The organism is Bradyrhizobium sp. BWA-3-5, assembly GCF_032917985.1.
GTDB lineage: Bacteria > Pseudomonadota > Alphaproteobacteria > Rhizobiales > Xanthobacteraceae > Bradyrhizobium.
Genome location: NZ_CP136626.1, coordinates 7,856,390 through 7,875,246, shown reverse-complemented (window position 1 = coordinate 7,875,246; position 18,857 = coordinate 7,856,390). Strand labels below are relative to the sequence as shown.

17 protein-coding genes are annotated in these 18,857 nt (G+C 63.9%); 12 read left to right on the top strand and 5 right to left on the bottom strand.

Annotated features, from left to right (window positions below; translation table 11 throughout):
- The first annotated feature begins 14 nt into the window (after positions 1-14).
- Complete coding sequence (locus RX331_RS37770) at positions 15-2,141, top strand: methyl-accepting chemotaxis protein (RefSeq protein WP_317254627.1); 2,127 nt, start codon at positions 15-17, stop codon at positions 2,139-2,141.
- 47 nt (positions 2,142-2,188) lie between these two features.
- On the opposite strand, the gene RX331_RS37765 is transcribed toward RX331_RS37770, so the two are convergent.
- Positions 2,189-3,310, bottom strand: coding sequence for an amino acid ABC transporter permease (locus tag RX331_RS37765; RefSeq protein ID WP_317254626.1), 1,122 nt, complete (start codon positions 3,308-3,310; stop codon positions 2,189-2,191).
- Positions 3,311-3,314: 4 nt separating this feature from the next.
- Entirely contained in the window at positions 3,315-4,502 is a 1,188-nt protein-coding gene (locus tag RX331_RS37760; RefSeq protein ID WP_317254625.1) for an ABC transporter permease subunit, read from the bottom strand.
- Positions 4,503-4,602: 100 nt separating this feature from the next.
- Here RX331_RS37760 and RX331_RS37755 point away from each other — a divergent pair, with 100 nt between their 5' ends.
- Genes RX331_RS37755 through RX331_RS37740 form a run of 4 tightly spaced genes read left to right on the top strand, consistent with a single transcriptional unit; the run spans position 4,603 to position 8,579 of the window.
- Entirely contained in the window at positions 4,603-5,478 is an 876-nt protein-coding gene (locus tag RX331_RS37755) for a MurR/RpiR family transcriptional regulator (protein ID WP_317254624.1), read from the top strand.
- Positions 5,479-5,483: 5 nt separating this feature from the next.
- The gene (locus RX331_RS37750) at positions 5,484-6,833 is read left to right on the top strand and encodes an aspartate aminotransferase family protein (RefSeq protein WP_317254623.1); all 1,350 of its coding nucleotides are present in this window, start codon (positions 5,484-5,486) and stop codon (positions 6,831-6,833) included.
- Between the two features lie 12 nt (positions 6,834-6,845).
- Positions 6,846-7,859 (top strand): amino acid ABC transporter substrate-binding protein, encoded by a 1,014-nt coding sequence (locus RX331_RS37745; protein ID WP_317254622.1) that lies wholly within the window; start codon positions 6,846-6,848, stop codon positions 7,857-7,859.
- 57 nt (positions 7,860-7,916) lie between these two features.
- Positions 7,917-8,579 carry an aspartate/glutamate racemase family protein gene (locus tag RX331_RS37740; protein ID WP_317254621.1) on the top strand — a complete coding sequence of 221 codons (663 nt, stop codon included), beginning with the start codon at positions 7,917-7,919 and terminating at the stop codon, positions 8,577-8,579.
- Between the two features lie 4 nt (positions 8,580-8,583).
- Here the strand turns inward: RX331_RS37740 and RX331_RS37735 are convergent, their stop codons facing one another.
- Positions 8,584-8,904: a hypothetical protein gene (locus RX331_RS37735; RefSeq protein ID WP_317254620.1), complete on the bottom strand. Its 321-nt coding sequence runs from the start codon at positions 8,902-8,904 to the stop codon at positions 8,584-8,586.
- Between the two features lie 210 nt (positions 8,905-9,114).
- Between RX331_RS37735 and RX331_RS37730 the strand changes: the two genes are divergently transcribed.
- Positions 9,115-10,812: a methyl-accepting chemotaxis protein gene (locus RX331_RS37730; RefSeq protein WP_317254619.1), complete on the top strand. Its 1,698-nt coding sequence runs from the start codon at positions 9,115-9,117 to the stop codon at positions 10,810-10,812.
- 140 nt (positions 10,813-10,952) lie between these two features.
- Here RX331_RS37730 and RX331_RS37725 read toward each other — a convergent pair whose 3' ends face one another.
- Complete coding sequence (locus tag RX331_RS37725; protein WP_317254618.1) at positions 10,953-12,053, bottom strand: transporter; 1,101 nt, start codon at positions 12,051-12,053, stop codon at positions 10,953-10,955.
- A gap of 372 nt (positions 12,054-12,425) precedes the next feature.
- Between RX331_RS37725 and RX331_RS37720 the strand changes: the two genes are divergently transcribed.
- Positions 12,426-12,926, top strand: coding sequence for a copper chaperone PCu(A)C (locus RX331_RS37720; protein WP_317254617.1), 501 nt, complete (start codon positions 12,426-12,428; stop codon positions 12,924-12,926).
- Positions 12,927-13,445: 519 nt separating this feature from the next.
- Positions 13,446-13,652 (top strand): hypothetical protein, encoded by a 207-nt coding sequence (locus RX331_RS37715; RefSeq protein ID WP_283031128.1) that lies wholly within the window; start codon positions 13,446-13,448, stop codon positions 13,650-13,652.
- 140 nt (positions 13,653-13,792) lie between these two features.
- On the opposite strand, the gene fabA is transcribed toward RX331_RS37715, so the two are convergent.
- Positions 13,793-14,323, bottom strand: a complete 531-nt coding sequence (gene fabA, locus RX331_RS37710; protein ID WP_317254616.1) for a bifunctional 3-hydroxydecanoyl-ACP dehydratase/trans-2-decenoyl-ACP isomerase — start codon at positions 14,321-14,323, stop codon at positions 13,793-13,795.
- Positions 14,324-14,584: 261 nt separating this feature from the next.
- Here fabA and RX331_RS37705 point away from each other — a divergent pair, with 261 nt between their 5' ends.
- The 4 genes from RX331_RS37705 (at position 14,585) to RX331_RS37690 (ending at position 18,789) form a co-directional block, all read left to right on the top strand.
- Positions 14,585-14,869: a GYD domain-containing protein gene (locus RX331_RS37705; RefSeq protein ID WP_317254615.1), complete on the top strand. Its 285-nt coding sequence runs from the start codon at positions 14,585-14,587 to the stop codon at positions 14,867-14,869.
- Between the two features lie 321 nt (positions 14,870-15,190).
- Positions 15,191-16,291 (top strand): endonuclease/exonuclease/phosphatase family protein, encoded by a 1,101-nt coding sequence (locus RX331_RS37700; protein ID WP_317254614.1) that lies wholly within the window; start codon positions 15,191-15,193, stop codon positions 16,289-16,291.
- A gap of 238 nt (positions 16,292-16,529) precedes the next feature.
- Positions 16,530-17,801 (top strand): tyrosine-type recombinase/integrase, encoded by a 1,272-nt coding sequence (locus tag RX331_RS37695; protein ID WP_317254613.1) that lies wholly within the window; start codon positions 16,530-16,532, stop codon positions 17,799-17,801.
- 88 nt (positions 17,802-17,889) lie between these two features.
- Entirely contained in the window at positions 17,890-18,789 is a 900-nt protein-coding gene (locus RX331_RS37690; protein ID WP_317254612.1) for a hypothetical protein, read from the top strand.
- The last annotated feature ends 68 nt before the right edge of the window (positions 18,790-18,857 follow it).

Genomic DNA, 18,857 nt, shown 5'->3' with positions numbered 1-18,857 from the left:
TTGAGGAACGGACCGTGACATCAGCTCGCAAACTTGGCATCCGGGCCAAGCTTTTCTTCGCTTTCGCGGCGGTATCGGGAACCACCGTCATCGCGGGCGGCGCAGCCTGGCTGATGTTCTCGCAGGTCCGCGATCTCTTCCATGGCGTCGCCGGCCGCAACATCCCGGAGATCGTGGAAACGCTGGGATTGCAGACGGACACCCAGGCGCTCGCCGGCTCCGCGCCCACACTGCTGGCGGCAAAATCGCAGGCGCAGCGGCAGCAGGAACTCACCGCGCTGAAGGCGCGTCAGGACGGTGTCGCGAAGCGGCTCGACGACGTCGCCCGCACGCAATCCGACCGCGAGGCGATCGACCGGCTGAAGAAGCTGATTGCGGCCATGAATACCAAGCTGGCTGCGCTCGACGGCGCGGTCGACGAGCGGCTCAAGCTCAGCGCCCGCGGCGAAGAGATCGTGAAGGCCGCCCAGAACACCCAGACCAAGCTGAACGACGTTCTACTTCCGGCCGGTGAAAAGGCCCAGGCCGACATCACCATGGTCTCGATGACGCTCGGCGGCGACGCCAACCAGACCATGATGACGTTGCTCAAGCTGGCTTCGACCCAGGTTCCGGTGTCGCAGGGCTTTGCCGACCTGGTCGGCTTCGTCAATCTGGCGTCGAGCCTCCTGGACCGCGCCGCGGTCGCGCCGAATGCCGAAAGCGTCGCGGCGCTCGAAAAGAATTTCAAGGCGATGTCGGCCAAGGTCGAGGAGAAGCTCGATATCGTCAACACCCTGCAGCCGACCGACGGTCTGCCGAAGGCGGGCGAAGCCTGGCTGAAGCTCGGCTCGGGCGAGACGATTTTCGACACGCGCCGCAAGGAGCTCGCCGCCAGCCAGCTCGGCCAGAAGCTGCTGGACGAGACGCGCGGCCTGACCGGCGAGCTTGCAAAGGAAGTCGCGGCCCAGGTCAAGGCCGTCACCAACAAGACCAAGGAAGCCACCGACCGTTCCGATGAGGCGATCGGCTTTGGCACATCCGTCATGCTGATGATTGCAGCGATCAGTGTCGCCGGCGCTGCCCTGTTCGTCTGGTTCTACATCGGTCGCAACCTGGTGGCGCGGCTCGTCGGGCTCGAGAAGACCATGACGCGGCTCGCCGATGGCGACCTCTCCGCCGAAGTCGATAAGAGGCGCGGTGGCGATGAGATCGGCCAGATGGCGGAAGCGCTGTCGGTGTTCCGCGAAGGCATCGTGCAGGCGAACGCCGCCGCCGCGGAAAAGGCCGCCGAGCAGGAGGCGAAGCAGCGACAGGCCGCGCTGATCGACCAGTTGACGCGCGAGTTCAATGACGGCGCGACCAGCGCACTGGCTGCGGTGTCGAACGCCGCCTCACGTATGAAGGGTTCGGCGGAGAAGATGTCGCTGGTCGCGGCGCAGGCCAAGGAACAGACCGGCGCGGTCGCATCCGCCTCGGAGCAGGCCGCCACGAACGTCCAGACGGTGGCGTCGGCGACCGAGGAGCTGTCGAGCTCGATCGGCGAGATTTCCCGGCAGGTTGGCGAATCCGCGCGGATCGCGGCCCAGGCCGTGGAGCAGGTGGCGAAGAGCGAGGTTACGGTCACCGAGCTGGCCAATGCAGCAAACCGCATCGGCGAGGTGGTCGGCCTGATCAACACCATTGCGGCGCAGACCAACCTCCTGGCGCTGAATGCGACCATCGAAGCCGCGCGCGCGGGCGAGGCCGGCAGGGGCTTTGCCGTCGTTGCCTCCGAGGTCAAGAACCTTGCCACGCAAACGGCGCGCGCCACCGAAGGCATCACCGCGCAGGTCGCGGCCATTCAGGACTCGACCCAGGAAGCGGTCGATACCATCAAGGGCATCGGCCAGATCATCGACAAGATGTCGGAGATTGCCACCACGGTCGCTTCCGCCGTCGAGCAGCAGGGCGCGGCGACGGCGGAGATCGCGCGCAACATTCAGCAGGCCGCTGTCGGCACGCAGAACGTCTCCAACAACATCGTCGGAGTCTCGAACGCGGCCAACCAGACCGGCGAGACAGCGTCTGACGTTCTGGAATCCTCCGACGGCCTCGCAGCCGAGTCGGAAGCGCTCAGCAACGAGGTCGGCCGCTTCCTGGCCCGCATCAAGGCGGCATAAGCCGTCGCGTTTGGGTGATCCGCCGTTCCGCGGCGGGCTCATCGCGATCAGCTGTGGCGGGCCTGTGCCTCCAGGCTGCGGCTATAGCGCGACATCGCGAAGCAGAACAGGAAATAGATCAGCGCCACGAACAAGTAGACCTCGACGCTGAACGGTTGCCAGGCCGGATCGATGATCGAGGTCTTCGCGGTCGTCAGCAGGTCGAAGATGCCGATGATCAGCACCAGGCTGGTATCCTTGAAGAAGGCGATGAAGGTGTTGACCAACGGCGGGATCACGTGGCGGATCGCCTGCGGCAGGATGATCAGGCCGTTCTTCTTCCAGTAGGAAAGCCCGAGCGCGTCGGCGGCATCGTGCTGGCCGCGCGGCACCGCCTGCAGCCCGCCGCGGATCACCTCGGCAAGATAGGCGCCGGCAAACAGCACGAAGGCGATCTGCGCCCGCAGCAGCTTATCGATGTTGACGCCGTCGGGCATGAACAGCGGAAACATCACGCTGGCCATGAACAGCAAGCTGATCAGCGGCACGCCGCGGATCAGTTCGACATAGAGCACGCAGAGCGAACGGATCGCCGGAAGTTTCGAGCGACGGCCGAGCGCCACGACGATGCCGAGCGGGAAGCCGAAGGCGAGCCCGAACGTCGCGAGGATCAGCGTCACCGGAAGTCCGCCCCAGCGGTCCTGCGACACGTAGCTCAATCCGAAGATGCCGCCCCACATCAGGACGCCGATCAGCGCCAGTGCGGCAACCCAGATCAGCACCAGTTCCTTGCGCCACCAGCTCCGCCGGCTCGACGCGAAGAACAGCGCGATGAATGTCAGGCACACCAGTGCCGGCCGCCATTGCTCATTGAACGGATAGGTGCCGAACAGGATGAAACGATATTTTTCGGGGATCACGGCCCAGCAGGCGCCGATGCCGCGGATCGACCGGCAGGCGCCGGTTTGGTCGCCGGGCACGGACCAGATCGCGTTCCAGAAACCCCATTGCGCAAGACTCAGCAGCGCTTTGCCGAGCAACACGACCAGAATCACGGTAATGAGCGAGGAGGTAACCGAGGCGAACAGGTTGGCGCGCAGCCAGCGGGTGACATAGCCGCCCGGGACCTTGCGGGTTCGCGCGCGCTCGAACGGCATTGGATTTTGCGGCGCTTCTGAGATCGACGTCATGGGATCAGCGCTCCACCAGCGCGATGCGCGCATTGTACCAGTTCATCAACAGGCTGATGCCAAGGCTGATCGTCAGGAACACCATCATGATCAGCGCAATGGCTTCGATGGCCTGGCCGGTCTGGTTCAGCGTCGTGTTGGCGATCGAGACGATGTCCTGGTAGCCGACTGCGACCGCAAGCGAAGAGTTTTTGGTGAGGTTCAGATACTGGCTGGTCATCGGCGGAATAATTACGCGCAGCGCCTGCGGCAGTACGATACGCTGCAGCACGAAGCTGCGGCGGAGGCCGAGCGCGTTTGCCGCGTCCCATTGCCCTCTGGGCACAGCCTGGATGCCGCTGCGCACGATCTCGGCGATGAAGGCCGAGGTGTAGGTGACGAGCGCGATCAGCAGCGCGAAATATTCCGGCGCCAGCGTCAGCCCGCCGACGAAATTGAAGCCGCGCAATTCCGGCATCGTGACGGTCCAGGATGCACCGAGGCTGAACGACACCAGCGCTGGTAGTCCAACCACAAGCGCAAGCGCATAAGGCCAGAGACGCCGCACCTTGCCGTCGGCCTCGTGCCGCGCCGTCAGTTGCCGCCGCACGACGCATAGCGGGATTAGGCCGGCCAGCGCTGCGGCGATCACCCACAGGTTGGCCTCCGTAAGTGGAATAGAGGGCAGCACCAGCCCCCTGTTGGAAAGAAAGACGCCCTCGATCGGCTTCCATGCTGCCCGCGCCGCCGGCAGGCCCTGCATCAGCACGTACCAGAACAAAAGCTGCAGCAAGAGCGGAATGTCGCGGAGCAATTCGACATAGACAGCGGCAAGCCGTGACAGCAACCAGTTCGATGACAGCCGTGCGATGCCGATCAATGTGCCCAGCACCGTCGCCAGCACGATGCCGATCACGGCGACGCGCAGCGTGTTGACGATGCCGACGATGAAGGCGCGGACGTAAGAGTCCTTCGGGCTGTAGGCGAGCCAGGTGTCCGCGATCGGCATTCCGGCCTCGCGGCCGAGAAAGGCAAATCCGGTCGAAATCCGGCGCGCCGACAGATTGTGCAGGGCGTTCGACCACAGGAAGGCGACGATCGCGACCGCTATCCCGACCACGACGATCTGCCAGACGAGGCCGGTAATCTGCTGGCGGCTCGGCGAGAAGCGCAGTTGCCGGCGGCGGCGGAGTTCGGGCGTCGATGTCGTCACAGCACAAGGACCTTCTGCCAACAGCGATCTTCGGCCATGCGTCCGGACCGGGCGCGTTTCATATGTTGCACCAAATGGAGATATGTGCAACATTTGTTTCATGGCGCAGACGCAACCGAAATCCTCGCCGCTCACCCAGCTATGCAGTGCATTGCCGTCGCTGCCGGCGCGGCTGCAGCAGGTCGGGCGCTTCGTCGCCGCCAATGATTACGACGCCACCACGCGCTCGATGCGCGATCTCGCCGCGGAGGCCGGTGCCGATCCCGCCGCCTTCACGCGTCTCGCCAAGGCGCTCGGCTATTCGGGGTGGGACGAATTGCGCGCGGCGCTGATCGAGGCGCGCCGGCCGGCGCAAGCGCAGCCGTTTTCGGCCCGCACCCGCGGCGGCCGCAAGGGGCCCCATGCCGAGATATCGCTGGTTGCCGACAAGCTGGAGGCCGAGGCGGCGGGCCTTTCGCGCATTTCCACCGGCTCGGTGGCCGATGCGGCCAAGGCCCTGCATGAAGCGCGGCGAATCTGGATCGCCGGTTTCCGAAGCTGCCGCAGCGTCGCCGAGCTGCTCAACTATCAGCTCCGCCTGTTCCGGCCTGATGAGGTACAACTGGTCGGCGGCGCCGGTCCGGAAGATCTCGACCTCGGCGCCTTCGGAAGCGGCGATGCGGTCGTGGTCATCGGCTTTGCTCCCTATTCCAAGGCGAGCGTGCTGTCGGCGCGCGCGGCCCATGATTCCGGCGCCAGGCTGATTGCGATTGCCGACGCCGTGACCGCGCCGATGGCGGAGGGCGCCGATCATCTGCTGCTGTTCGAAGCCGCGGCCTCGCCTGGATTCTTTCCGAGCCTGACCGGCGCGATTGCGATCGCGCAGTCGCTGGCGGCGGTCACCTTCGTGCTCGGCGGTGCGCCGGCCAAGCGCCGGCTGGAGGAGACCGAAGGCCGGCTCGCCGCGATGTCGCAATACGTTGCTGAGAAAGGTTGATCGTTATGGGCGCCAGCAAGAGCCGGGTGCTGCATCGAAGCCTGCGTGAAACTCCTCCGAGGGCGATCGGTGGCGAAGGCGTCTGGCTGATTGCCGAGGACGGCCGGCGAATTCTGGATGGGTCCGGCGGCGCCGCCGTTTCCTGTCTCGGCCACCAGCACCCGCGTGTGCTCGATGCGATGGCGCGGCAGGCGTCCAGGCTCGCCTATGCCCACACCGGCTTCTTCTCGTCCGAGCCGGCCGAAGCGCTGGCCGACAAGCTCGTGAGCCATGAGCCCGGCGGGCTCGCCTATGCCTATCTCGTCAGCGGCGGTTCGGAAGCCGTCGAGGCCGGCATCAAGCTGGCGCGGCAATATTTCATCGAGATCGGCCAGCCACAGCGCCGGCACTTCATCGCGCGGCGCCAGAGCTATCACGGCAATACGCTGGGTGCGCTGGCGGCCGGCGGCAATGCCTGGCGCCGCGAGCCCTATGCGCCGCTGCTGTCAACTGCCTTCAGCCACGTCACGCCGGCCTTCTCGTATCACGAAAAGCGCGACGGCGAATCCGAGGCGGATTTCGTCGCCCGGCTGGCGGCGGAGCTCGATGCGGAATTCCAGCGCCTTGGCCCGCAGAACGTGGCGGCGTTTATCGCCGAGCCGGTCGTCGGCGCGACCGCGGGGTGCGTGCCGGCGCCGGAGGGATATTTCCGTGCGGTCCGCGAGATCTGCGATCGGCACGGCGCGCTCGTGATGCTGGATGAAGTGATGTGTGGCATGGGCCGCACCGGAACGGTCCACGCCTGGGAACAGGAAGGGATTGCGCCTGATATTCAGTCGATCGCCAAGGGCCTCGGCGGCGGTTACCAGCCGATCGGCGCGATGCTGGCGAGCGGGCGCATCATCGATGCGATCCGCGACGGCTCGGGCGCGTTCCAGCACGGCCATACCTATCTGGCGCATCCGATGGCCTGCGCCGCAGCGCTCGAAGTGCAGCGCGTGATCGAGGACGAGCAGTTGCTGGACCGTGTCAAGGTTCTCGGCGCCCAGCTCGAACGGCGGCTGACCGAGCGTTTCGGCAATCACCGCCATGTCGGCGAGATCAGGGGCCGCGGCCTGTTTTGGGCGATCGAGCTTGTCGCCGATCGCGCCACCCGCGCGCCATTCGATCCCGCGCTCAAACTACATCAGCGCGTCAAGGCGATCGCCTTCGAGGGCGGCCTTGGCTGCTATCCCGCCGGTGGGACCGCCGATGGCCGCAGCGGCGATCACGTGCTGCTCGCGCCTCCTTATATCGCGACGCCGGACGATATCGACTTGATCGTCGATCGCCTGGGCCAGGCGGTCGACAGCGCCTTGAAGAGTGTAGGTCATTAGCAGGAGGGCAGTATGAAGAGGATCGTCATCGCTACAGGCTTGCTCGCCGCGTCGTGCCTGACGGCGCAGGCCGGGACGCTGGATACGGTCAAGCAGCGCGGCATGCTGGTATGCGGCGTCAGCACCGGTTTTGCCGGCTTCTCGACGCCGGATTCGCAAGGCAATTACAAGGGGCTCGACGTCGACTATTGCCGCGCGCTGGCGGCCGGCGTGCTCGGCGATCCCAAGAAGGTGCGATATGTCGCGCTCACGGCACAGAACCGCTTCACCGCGCTACAATCCGGCGAAATCGACGTGCTCTATCGCAACTCGACCCAGACTTATCTGCGCGGCACGACGCTCGGCCTGCGGCAGGGCCCGGTCAATTTCTACGACGGACAGGGCTTTGTCGTGCGCGCCGATGCCGGCGTGAAGAACCTCAAGGACCTGAACGGTGCCACCGTCTGCGTCGCCCAGGGCACCACCCATGAAGTCACGCTCGGCGATTACGGCCGCGCCAACGGCATCGAATGGAAACCCCTGGTGTTCGACCGCACCGACACGATGTACCAGACCTTTTTCGGCGGCCGCTGCGATGCCATGACCCAGGATGCCTCCGCGCTGGCGGGCGCCGTCACCACGGCGGCATCGAACGCCGCGGACTACGTCGTGCTGCCGCAGACCATCAGCAAGGAGCCGCTCGGGCCCTTCACACGCAATGGCGACGAGGCATGGACCGATATCATCGCCTGGCTGCATTACGGCCTGATCGAGGCGGAAGAACTCGGCGTGACCGCGGCCAATGCCGACGAGATGGCGAAATCCTCCAGCGTCCCGGCCATCCAGCGGCTGCTCGGCACCTCGGGCGATCTCGGATCGCGGCTCGGCCTCGACAACAAGTGGATGCTGCAGGCGATCAAGGCGGGCGGCAATTACGGCGAAATCTTCGAGCGCAATGTCGGCAAGGCCAGCCCGCTGAAGCTCGATCGCGGCCTGAATGCGACCTGGAGCAAGGGCGGGTTGATGTACGCCCTGCCGTTCAAATAGAACGACCCTACGGCGCGCCCGGTTGACATAAGCCGCGCCGCGGTGGGATTGGTCGACATGCGCATTACTCTGGTCCACGCCCTGAAGCATTCGATTGCGCCGATCGAGGCCTCGTTCGCGCGGCTTTGGCCGGAGGCGCGCCTGATGAACCTGCTCGATGACAGCCTCTCCGCCGATCTGGCGCGCGACGGCGGGCTCACCGAGGCCATGACCGAGCGTTTCCTGCGGCTCGGGCGCTACGCCGCCAGCACCGGGGCGGATGCGATCCTGTTCACCTGCTCGGCGTTCGGCCCCTGCATCGAGGCGGTGGCGCGTGCGCACGCCCCGATGCCGGTGCTCAAGCCGAACGAGGCGATGATCGAGCAGGCGGTAATGCAGGCTAAGAAGATCGGCCTGCTGTCGACGTTTCCGCCGACGCTTGTTTCGATGCCGCCGGAGTTTCCGGCGCAGGTCGAGCTGGTGCCGAAGCTGGCGGAAGGCGCGATGGCCGCGCTCGATCGCGGCGACCGTGCTACTCACGACCGCCTGGTGGTGGAAGCCTCAAGGGACCTCTGCGACTGCGACCTGATTGCGCTCGCCCAGTATAGCCTGGCGCCGGCCGCCGCCGATGTCGCTGAGGCGACGGGACGGCCGGTTCTCACCACGCCCGACAGCGCGGTGCAGAAGCTGAAGAAGATGCTGGGCGTTACGGATGGCCAAGCTGTCGGCGCAGTGACCTAAGCTCTTATGCTTCTTTCGTCTTGGCCGGCTTTTTCGCCGGTTTCTTCGCGGCCGCCGCAGCCGCTTCCTCGGCGGCATTCCGGATCGCCCGGGCGTAGCTGTCGGCCGCGATTTCCGCCGAATTGTGCAGCCGCCGCGCTGCGGCGGTGCCGAGCTCCAGCGTGCTCCTGGCGATCAGCCGGAAGCGGTCCCGCGTCTCCTTGTCCTTTGCCTTGGCCGCGCGGGCCATGATCTGGTCGCGCCGCTTCTTCACGGCGGCGATCAGGTTCTTATTCTGTGCTTTTGCGATTTGCCGGATGATGACATCGAGATCGGCTTCAGCCATTCTGGTCCACTCTTGCCGCACCATGCGATTCCGTTCGGTGCAGGGATCATGGGCGCGTCGGTTTGTAGGAAAGCGCCATTGTGTCGTCGCGGCGTCGTCATTTCAAGCGCCGATTCTCGCGATCGGAGGCCGCAGGCATCGCTGCAACCCGATAACAGTCGGTTAACGTTGTATTGGTACGCATTCTCAACCAACAGGAAGAGAAGCGGCATGCGTAACCTCACCGTCTACCAGCGTTTTGCGATGATCATTGCCGCGCTGACCATCGTGCTCGTTGCGGTCTCCGCCCTGCAGATCCTGGTGTTGCGCGATGCGGTGCTGGAAGAGCGGCGGACCACGGTCCGCAACCTGGTCGAGGCTTCGATCAAGATCCTTGCCCACCATGAAGGCGAGGCCAAGGCCGGCAAGATCAGCTCGGACCAGGCCCGCCAGATGGCCTTTGCCTCGATCAGCGCCATGCGCTGGGGCGAATATTCCGACTATGTCGGCGTCTACGGCACCGGAAGCGCTGACGCCGGCGTCACCTATGTCCATGCCAATCCGAAATACATCAACGTCAACCGCTGGGAGTTCAAGGACAAGAGCGGCAAGCTGTTGATCCAGGATATCGTAAAGACCGCGCGGGCCGGCGGCGGTTTCGTCGAATATCTGGCGCCGCGCTCGGCCGGCGGCGAGGAAAAACGCAAGGTTTCCTATGTCGGCTTCTTTGGCGCGGGCGACAAGATGCTGGCGCTGCAGGCGGGCGCCTATGTCGACGATATCGACGCGGTGGTCTTTCAGCGGATGATGTGGGCCGGGGTCGCCGGCCTTGCCGGGCTGACGCTTGCGGCGCTGGTCGCGTTCTGGCTTGGCCGTGGCGTGGTCGTTCCGCTCAACAGAACCTGTGCGGCGATGGACGAACTGGCCAAGGGCAACCTTGCGGCCGAAATTCCATTCGTCGACCGCACCAACGAAATCGGCCGAATCGCGCGCAGCCTCCAGGTCTTCAGGGATCATCTGGTCGAGTCTACGCAGCTCCGCACCGAGCAGGAAGCGCTGAAGACGCGTTCCGCCGAGGAGCGGCAGGCGGTCCTGTCCCGTATCGCCGACGATTTCGAGCGCAGCATCGGCGGCGTGATCCGCGGCACTGCTACCGCCGCCGACGAGTTGCAGAACTCCGCCTCCTCGATGTCCAAGGTCGCGGTCGGCACCACCGATCAGAGCGCCAAGGTCGCGGCCGCCGCCGAGACGACGGCCGCGAACGTCCAGACCGTCGCCGCCTCGGCGGAAGAGCTGTCGTCCTCGATCCAGGAGATCGCGCGGCAGGTCACCCAGTCGTCGTCGATCGCCCAGAGCGCGGTCGGGCAGGCCGACAGGACCGAGGCCATGGTCGGCCGCCTGGTCGAGGCCTCGCAGAAAATCGGCGAAGTCATGGCGCTGATCCAAAGCATCGCGGGGCAGACCAACTTGCTGGCGCTCAACGCGACCATCGAGGCGGCGCGGGCCGGCGAGGCCGGCCGCGGCTTCGCCGTCGTGGCCAACGAGGTCAAGGCGCTGTCGTCGCAGACGGCGAAAGCGACCGACGAGATCACCAGCCAGATCCAGGAAATCCGCGATGCGACCGGCTCGACCGTCAACGCGATCCGCGAGATCGGCACCACGATTGGGCAGATGAACGAGATCGCCGGCTCGATTGCCGCGGCCGTCGAGGAGCAGGGCGCTGCGACGCGAGAGATCGCCCGCAGCGTTCAGCAGGCGGCGCAGGGCGCGCAGGAAGTGATGCAGAACATCGCGGGCGTCCGCGAGGCCTCGAGTCAGGTCGACGCCTCCGCAACCCTCGTGCTGAACGCCGCCGCCCAGCTCACCTCGCAATCCGAGCAGCTCGAGACCGAAACCGGCAAATTCCTCGGCAACATCCGTGCGGCCTAAGGGCGCCGGTGCTAACTAGGACGTTATGCCCGGCCGTGAGCCGGGCATCCACGTTCTTGCTCCCTTGCAGCAAAAAGAACGTTCATGGCCGAAACGACCCCGGCCATGACGGAGAGACGGTTGGTCCGCCACCGCAGCGGCTAATTCAGCCGCGCACCAATCCCCGTCAGGATCCGATAATCCGGCTTGGACTGAACGCCATTGTGCTGGTTGATGACAGGCACGCCGAACGACACGAAGCCGGAGAAGCGGTCGACGCCGACGCGGACGCCAGGCGACAGATAGACGGTAGTGCCGCCCGAATTGGGGTCGGCAATGCCGGCGATGCGCTGCTTGTCATGCCATTCGCCGTTGAGCTCGAGCACGAGGTCGAGCGTATAGGGCGTCTTCTTCATGTCGCTGTGGTCGTGGTTGGCGTGGTAGAGGCAGTGCTCCTGGAGCTGGTTGCGCGGCTGCATGCAGTATTCGTGCAGCTCCACCTCTTTCGCCGAGCCGACGGGGCCGACCAGGCGGTACGACACCGCGGTGCCGAACAGGAATCGGTCGCCGAGATTGGTGTTCTGCGTGCCGTTGCTGACCAGGTAGTAGAGGCCGCTCACGTCGAACGCCCAGCGCCCCGTACGTTTGGTGAAGGCCGCGCCGATCAGCCCGTCCCATGAGCCCGAGCCCGGCTGAAACTCGGCCTCGAAGAGCTGGCCGAAGGCGTCGCGCTGGCTGGTGCTGCCGGTCGGCGCCTTGAAGCCGAACAACACGGCGGCGGACGTTCCGGTCTGCGCATTGTTGTGGAAGCGATACTGGCCGAGCATGGTCACGTCGCCGAAGCCGGCGGAGTTGCCGCGCCGGTTGATGCCATCGGCGCTCATCAGGCTGCTCATCTCGCTCGAATTCATCATGCCCATGTGGCCGCCGCTCAGCATGTCCTCGCCGGGCTCGCGAATATCGGAGCGGCGGACGCCGGAAGCGCGAACGGCGAGGGTCAGGTCGTTGGTGATGCCGTAGGCGACCGAGAGCGACATGCTATCGATCGATCTGAGCGAATGCGCGTGCGTGCCGCGGTTCGCGGCGGCGAGCAGATCGGCGTCGCTGAGCTGGCCGAGCCGGATGAATTCGTAGCGGATCGATGCGGCGAACATGCCTTCGGCAAGCGTATCGGCGGAGATGGTGTTGATGGCGCCGCCGCTGCCGGTGTTGCCGCCGCCGCCGGGGTGATGCGCCTCAGTGGGAGCAGCGAAGAAAAGCATTATTGATGAGAAAAGGATGCCGGCCGCGGGCCGATCAAGATACGCACGCACATACGCCCCCTGTACTTACCGTCTGGCGATTAGCCATCGCAATCGGGCGCCAGATTGACTGGATCGTGCGAGAAGCGCGGCCTGCTCGCGACGGAAGCGAAGCGGAAAAACGAAGCCGTGATCCTCGGCGCGACATCTCTGTGGCCATCGCATGGTGGACGAATGGCGAAGCTGGCACGGCATCGCTGCCGGGTTGTACACCCGGTTTTTTCGCGCCGATGCGATGGCCGCAATCACGTCCGGCAGTGGCCGTAATCGCGTCCGATTGTTTCTCTACATGCCTTTCTGTCCAGCGTGAGTATGAGTATCGGAGTGGACGGCATGACAATCATATTTAGAGTCTTCGTTGCATCTGTTGCGGCGGCTGCATTCGCCTCGACCAGCGCCGCGGCGCACGAGTACAAGGTCGGGGCGCTCGACATCGGCCATCCCTGGTCGCGCCCGACCCCGAAGGAAGCCAATATCGCGGGCGGCTATCTCACCATCACCAACAAGGGCAAGACGGCCGATCGCCTGATCGGCGGCTCCTCGCCGGTGGCAAGCCAGATCGAGGTGCACGAGATCGTCGACGTCGACGGCATGGCGAAGACGCGCCCGGTCGCGGGCGGCATCGAGATCAAGCCCGGCAAGACCGTGGAGCTGAAGCCCGGCGCGCTTCGCATCGTGCTGCTCGGCCTCAAGGAGCCGCTGCAGGTTGGCCAGAAGATCAAGGGCACGCTGGTGTTCGAAAAGGCCGGATCGGTCGACATCATCTACAACGTCGAGGAAAACGCTGGAGCCGCCGTTAGCGGCGTCAATGGTGTCGCGCACAAGCACCATTAACGCGGTCATGCGGCTCGCCGGAGACGAGGCGGGGAGCTGACCGGAATCGGATTCAGACACTGCGCCGCCGCTGCCAGCGGCGGCCCGATCTTCGAAGTCGTCATTCTTCATTGGGGACAATCGGTCGTGTCCATCTCAAGCCACATGTCGCTCGTCCCCACCAACAGGCCGCGCTCATCTCCGCGAGCACGGTCCGCGACCTTGCAATCCGTCGCCGCGGTCTTCTCTGCGTCGCTACTTGGAATCGGGCTGGCTTACTGTGCCTGCACGCTGCTCGTTCCGGCAGCGGGTCATCAGGGGAACAGCGCATTGGCCGACGATCGTTCGTCGGGGGTTATCTGCTCAAGCGACCGCACTTTGCCGCAAGCTGTTCGCGCGGGTGAGTAACGTTTCCGGACGCGCGCCGGTCCGCCATCAATAGTTGGGAAACCACGCGCGCGCTCTCCCCGTCGCGCTAACCAATCGAAAATCGTTCTGCCGCAAGTTCGTCTCCGGGAAAGACATGGGGAGATCCGAACAATGAACGGCCTGGCCATCATGGAAAACGTCCGCCGCTACCGCACCATCGCGTCGCTGTGCCGGCAGACCGCGGCTTACCGTCCGACGCACAGCTGTTCCCTGCTGGCGCAAGCCAGCGAATGGGAACACCGCGCCGTCGCCGAGCTGGAAGCCTATTTTGAGGCCTTCTGCGGCACCGCGCCTGCCGCCAGCTACGCGGTGAACTGACGGGCGCCTCGGAAACGGATGCGCCTTGAGTTAACGAAAATTGCGGCGGCGCAGGTAATCCGTTTACCTTCGCCGTCCCGGCTCCAGCGGCACAATCGCCATTATTGAGCGCGCCTGGAACGCCAGCTTCCGCTCCGCCGTCAGCTCGCGGACGCGATCAGCCCGACCCTCAGATCCTTTGCGAGAAAAACGCAGACGTTATCGGCAAAGACACGGCCGTTTGCGATGGCAACCGCCAGTTTGCCCCGCCTCACCTGGCGCATGCTGACCTCGTACCGCACGCGCGCCGTATCCGGGGTGATGCCACCGCGCAATTCGACCTCGCCGACGCCGACCGCGCGGCCCTTGCCCGGTGAGCCCGACCAGCCGAGCCAATAGCCGATGACCTGCCACATGGCGTCGAGGCCGAGGGAGCCCGGCATGATGGGGTCGCCGGCAAAGTAGCAGCCGAAAAACCAGAGGTCCGGCCTGATATCGAGCTCACCGACGACGTGGCCCTTGCCAAATTCGCCGCCATCCGTGCTGATCTCGACGATACGGTCCATCATCAGCATCGGCGGTGCCGGCAACTGGGCATTGCCCGGGCCGAAATAACCGCCCTCGCTCGATTTGAGCAGGTCCTCTTTGCTGTAGGTCGATTGCGGCTTGTGGAAGTCGTGGGGGTTCGTCACGGCGGGCTCACCTTGGCGATGTCGTTGGATAGTGCCAAGCGGGCATGTGGTTCGTTAACGCGACTTTAACAAGGCCGCAGCCGGATCCATTCACTGCCGCTAATGAAGAGCGGCACTGTTGCTTCGCCCGGACGCGGGGGCGCTACGGAGAAGGCGCATCTTGCCGTTCGCGCTACGCACAACGACGTGGCACAGGTCCCTGGAAGGCGTATAATCGGGTGGCCCTTCCCGCATCATGATCAACATCACGTGGAGGTAGCCATGAAATATGTTCTGCTTGGTAATCTGAGCCCGGAGTGGGCAGGCAAGCACTCGGAGCGGATCGGCAAGGCCAAAGCAAAACTCGACAACCTGGGCATCAAGGTCGAGTCGATCCACTACACGCAGGGCTATTATGATTTCGTCGACATCGTAGATGCCCCGAATCAGGGAGCCATGCTCGCGTTCTCCGTCTGGTACGCGAGCCAGGGGCTGGGACGTATCCAGAGCATGCCAGCCTTCGACGGAAAGACCTTCGAAGCAGCGATCAAAGACGCGGCGAGCTAAGCGCCGGGTGGCTCGCAGCTCTGTGGCGACCATTTGCAGCACCGCAACTCATCAAAGAGATTTCGGCGAGCGATTCACCACGCCGTAGTGGCATGGCGTTGAATTGCTTCAGGGGCAACGCTCAGAGCTAGGGATGCTTACGCAGCCCGCGGCGCGGTCTATCTTAGCTACCGAGAAAATGTAAGGTTGTTCACAATCCGGGATACAGCCGCGTGCTAGCATCGGATCCTCGCTGCCTCGTGGCAATGCAGGAGGCCAATGTCTTTGGCTCGGGCCGAACTGCCCGCGCGGCCTTTACTGGCGATTGATTTGAGAGGTGACATGAGTTTACGCATTGCGACGTTTAACGTCGAAAATCTGTTCACTCGCCCGCTCGCTATGGACGCTGACCGGGTGCCGGGCGGACAGGCAGCGATCGATCATCAAGCGGAGCTCAATCGCATCATCAGCAAGACGATCTACGATGCATCCGATAAGGCGCGGCTGATTGCGCTTGACGAGGTTTACCGGTTCAGCGCACTCAATCCGCCGCGCGATGCGCTGGTGCAACTGAACAAGGTTCGCGGCCAGCTATATTCGCGGTCGCAGGCGGGTATCGTGACCGTAGTGGCCGACGGGCGCGCCGACTGGACCGGCTGGTTCTTCCTGCTCACGACAGACATCACCTGGGAAGCGACCTTCAACACCGCTCGGGTGATCGCGGAAGTCAACGCGGATATCCAGGTATGCATCGAAGTCGAGAACCGGCCTACCTTGCTGCGTTTCAACGAGCAGGTGCTCGACGCCAAGTTCAACAAGGCCTATCCGCACGTCATGGTGCTCGACGGCAATGATGAACGCGGCATCGACGTGGGCATCATGAGCCGCTACCCGATCCGCTCGATCAGGAGCCACGTCGACGACCGCAACGGCAACGGCGAGCGCACGTTCTCGCGCGATTGCCCGGAATATCTCATCGATCTGCCCGGCGGCAGCGAACTACTCGTCCTGCCAAACCACTTCAAGTCCAAGCGCGGTGGCAACTCGCCTTCCATGCAGGAACGTCGAAGGGCTCAGGCCGATCGTGCCCACGCCATTGCCAAAGACGGCTTGGCGGTAACGCCGCTCGTGTTGATCGCCGGCGACCTCAACGACACGCCGAACACTCCGCTGTTTGCGTCGCTCTGGCAGGACGGATTCGTCGATGTCAGAGACCATCCATCCTATCCGACCGATCGGCCGGGCACGTTCGACACCGGGACTGCGGCCAACAAGATCGACTACCTGATCATGTCGCCGGCATTGCGACAGAGGCTGACCGGCACCGGGATCGAGCGCCGGGGTTCGTTCCATCCGCACATCTGGGTGCCCTTCGACACCGTGACGAAAAAGGCCGATGAAGCCTCCGACCACCATCTGGTCTGGGGCGACTATTCCATCTAGCGGTGGCGCGGCTTGCCGAATGAATCAGAAAAACTGGCGCACCCGACACGATTCGAACGTGTGACCTTTGCCTTCGGAGGGCAAGGGTGGGGAAATTACCCCTGCTTACCTGAAATCCCTTGGAATTGATGACCCTCAAATGTAGGCTGAAACCCGCCTGATTTGGGGGCTACGGTCGTTGCTCCGAATTTCCCTCGTTTTCCGGCGCGTGCTTACTCAGTGCTTACCCGAGAGAAAAATGCCGAAGCTTACGAAACGCGCTGTCGACGCGGCGGAAACCATCGGCAAGGACCTGTTCCTTTGGGAGGAGGAGCTGCCGGGGTTCGGCCTGCGGGTCAAAAAGAGCGGCGCGAAATCCTTCGTGGTGCAATATCGGAACGCGAACGGGCGCAGCCGGCGGCTCACTCTGGGGCGGTACGGCGTCCTGACGCCGGAGGAGGCCCGTCGAGACGCGAAACTGGCTCTGGCGGATGCGGTTCGCGGGCAAGATCCCGTCGAGGCCAAGAAGCTGGCCCGCGGCGCCATGACAGTCGAGGAGCTCTGCCGGGAGTACCTGGACAAGGCCGAGCGGGGCCTCATCCTCACGCGGCGGGGCGAGGTCAAAAGCAAGACGACTCTGTACAGCGACAAGGGTCGGATCGAGCGGCACATAATCAAGCTGGCCGGCAAGAAGACCGTGAAGGGCTTCACCTCCACAGACGCAAAGGGTCTCCAGCGCGACATCATCGCCGGCAAATCAGCTGCCGACATCAAGACAAAGACCCGGGGTCGGGCGATCGTGACCGGCGGGAGGGGGACAGCGGCCAGGACGATGGGCCTCCTCGGAGGCATCTTCAGTTACGCCGTCGACGAGGGCTATCGGCCCGATAATCCGGTGAGCGGCATTCGGCGCCCAAAAGACCAAACCAGAGAGTGGCGTCTAGATGACGCCGGGTACCGCCGGCTCGGTAGGTGTCTCGCAACCGCCGAAGCAAACGGCGAACATTGGCAGCGGGTCCTCGCGAGCCGGACATCCGCCATGACCGGCTGCCGGTTGGACGAGGTGGAGGGTTTGCTGAAGACCGAGGTCGACACCGCCGGGATGGCCCTTCGCCTGGGCGACAGTAAGACAGGCAAGAGTATTCGCCCTGTCGGACCGGCGGTTATTGCGGTGCTGAAGACGGCAATGGCCAAGTCCAAATCGAAGTATGTGTTCCCCGCCATTACGTCCGAGGCGAAACACCATACCGGTTTGACCCGATGGCTTCAGAAGGTGTCGGCAAAAGACGTTCCGGGAATAACGAGCCACGGATTGAGGCATTCCTTCAGCTCTACAGCCGAGGATCTCGGCTACACCCTGCCTACCATTAAGGCCCTAATCGGCCATTCCAAGAAGGGGAACGTTACGATGGGGTACATTCACAAGATCGATTCGGCGCTGCTGGCAGCTGCCGACCGGATCGCTAGGCACATCGATGATGCCATGAACGGAAACAAAAAGAGCAAGGTCGTCCAGTTTCGGAAGGCCTGATCAATCGGCGCGGCTAGGGTAGCTCCCGAAAAGCTGGTCCGCACCAGCCTGCCGCGTCGTCCTTATGCGGAGCACAAGCGGAAGTGCGATGAGCGTTGAGATAATCGATAAGCAACTGAGTCTTCGGGCCGAGTTCTGGAAAAAGGCACTCGGCTGGCCGAACGATAATGCCTCGTACGTCTTTCTTGGCCGCGCCCTACATGTGATGGGCAAGTCGATGTTCGGGTCTGATTGGACTGGTGATGAGCCTTGTATCGAGCCCCTGCCGAAGCTTACGGTCTTTCCGGAGAAGTCCGGCTGGCGGGCCCGCCTCGTTCATGAGCTGCTCGTCAAGCACCATCCGGAATACAACCGAAAGCCCCTGAAGCCTTACCAGCAATCTTTCGACTTCTCCGGCAAGGAGTGGATGGATGCTGTGATGATCGTTGAGAGGCTTAAGGAGGAAAAAGGTCCCCGCCTTCATCGCCTCATTCAAGTGCAGAACCGGATAATGCAGCTTGCAGAGGCGAGCTTCCTGATCACAGCAATTCGCGAGAAGGCGGGCGGCGATCCAACCCCGATCCCGCGAAGGTGGTGGAACTCGCTCCGCATCAGGGACCGCTTTGATTTTTGCCAGTTGAGACCTGATGATCCGTACAACTTAGGAATTGGCAGCGATCCCTATCAGTGGATTTTCGTCACTCGCGAAAGTCTGATGAGCTGCGCGAGTGGCGAACTCACCGACCGTGAGCAAGCTCCCACACCGGCCGCCACGACGTCGGCCGACGCTCCGCCGCTGGAGGAGCCGGCAAAAGCCCCCCGCCGTCTGCCTGAGGCGAAGATCGAGCCTGCGTTCAGGCAGTGGAGGGAGCAACAGCCTGAAGGCTATATCCCGACCGAGGACGAAGATATCGCTCACATGAAGCAGCTGGGGGTCGGCCGCGACAAGGTGCGCCAACTGCGCAAGGGCTTCCCTACCCGCGGACGTGGCGAGAAAAAGTCCGGCTAACGCGCGGCAATATACGCGGCTAATGCGCGGGCGAAATCCGCAGCGATTACAGCCGCGTATCTTTACCG

Excerpts from the sequence above, each read along its gene's own strand:
- RX331_RS37720 (WP_317254617.1), top strand. The coding sequence starts at position 12,426 with ATGACAATCATATTTAGAGTCTTCGTTGCATCTGTTGCGGCGGCTGCA.
- RX331_RS37755 (WP_317254624.1), top strand. The coding sequence starts at position 4,603 with ATGGCGCAGACGCAACCGAAATCCTCGCCGCTCACCCAGCTATGCAGT.
- RX331_RS37725 (WP_317254618.1), bottom strand. The coding sequence starts at position 12,053 with ATGCTTTTCTTCGCTGCTCCCACTGAGGCGCATCACCCCGGCGGCGGC.
- RX331_RS37765 (WP_317254626.1), bottom strand. The coding sequence starts at position 3,310 with ATGACGTCGATCTCAGAAGCGCCGCAAAATCCAATGCCGTTCGAGCGC.
- RX331_RS37740 (WP_317254621.1), top strand. The coding sequence starts at position 7,917 with ATGCGCATTACTCTGGTCCACGCCCTGAAGCATTCGATTGCGCCGATC.
- RX331_RS37690 (WP_317254612.1), top strand. The coding sequence starts at position 17,890 with ATGAGCGTTGAGATAATCGATAAGCAACTGAGTCTTCGGGCCGAGTTC.
- RX331_RS37745 (WP_317254622.1), top strand. The coding sequence starts at position 6,846 with ATGAAGAGGATCGTCATCGCTACAGGCTTGCTCGCCGCGTCGTGCCTG.
- RX331_RS37735 (WP_317254620.1), bottom strand. The coding sequence starts at position 8,904 with ATGGCTGAAGCCGATCTCGATGTCATCATCCGGCAAATCGCAAAAGCA.
- RX331_RS37705 (WP_317254615.1), top strand. The coding sequence starts at position 14,585 with ATGAAATATGTTCTGCTTGGTAATCTGAGCCCGGAGTGGGCAGGCAAG.
- RX331_RS37695 (WP_317254613.1), top strand. The coding sequence starts at position 16,530 with ATGCCGAAGCTTACGAAACGCGCTGTCGACGCGGCGGAAACCATCGGC.
- RX331_RS37730 (WP_317254619.1), top strand. The coding sequence starts at position 9,115 with ATGCGTAACCTCACCGTCTACCAGCGTTTTGCGATGATCATTGCCGCG.
- RX331_RS37715 (WP_283031128.1), top strand. The coding sequence starts at position 13,446 with ATGAACGGCCTGGCCATCATGGAAAACGTCCGCCGCTACCGCACCATC.
- RX331_RS37750 (WP_317254623.1), top strand. The coding sequence starts at position 5,484 with ATGGGCGCCAGCAAGAGCCGGGTGCTGCATCGAAGCCTGCGTGAAACT.
- RX331_RS37700 (WP_317254614.1), top strand. The coding sequence starts at position 15,191 with ATGAGTTTACGCATTGCGACGTTTAACGTCGAAAATCTGTTCACTCGC.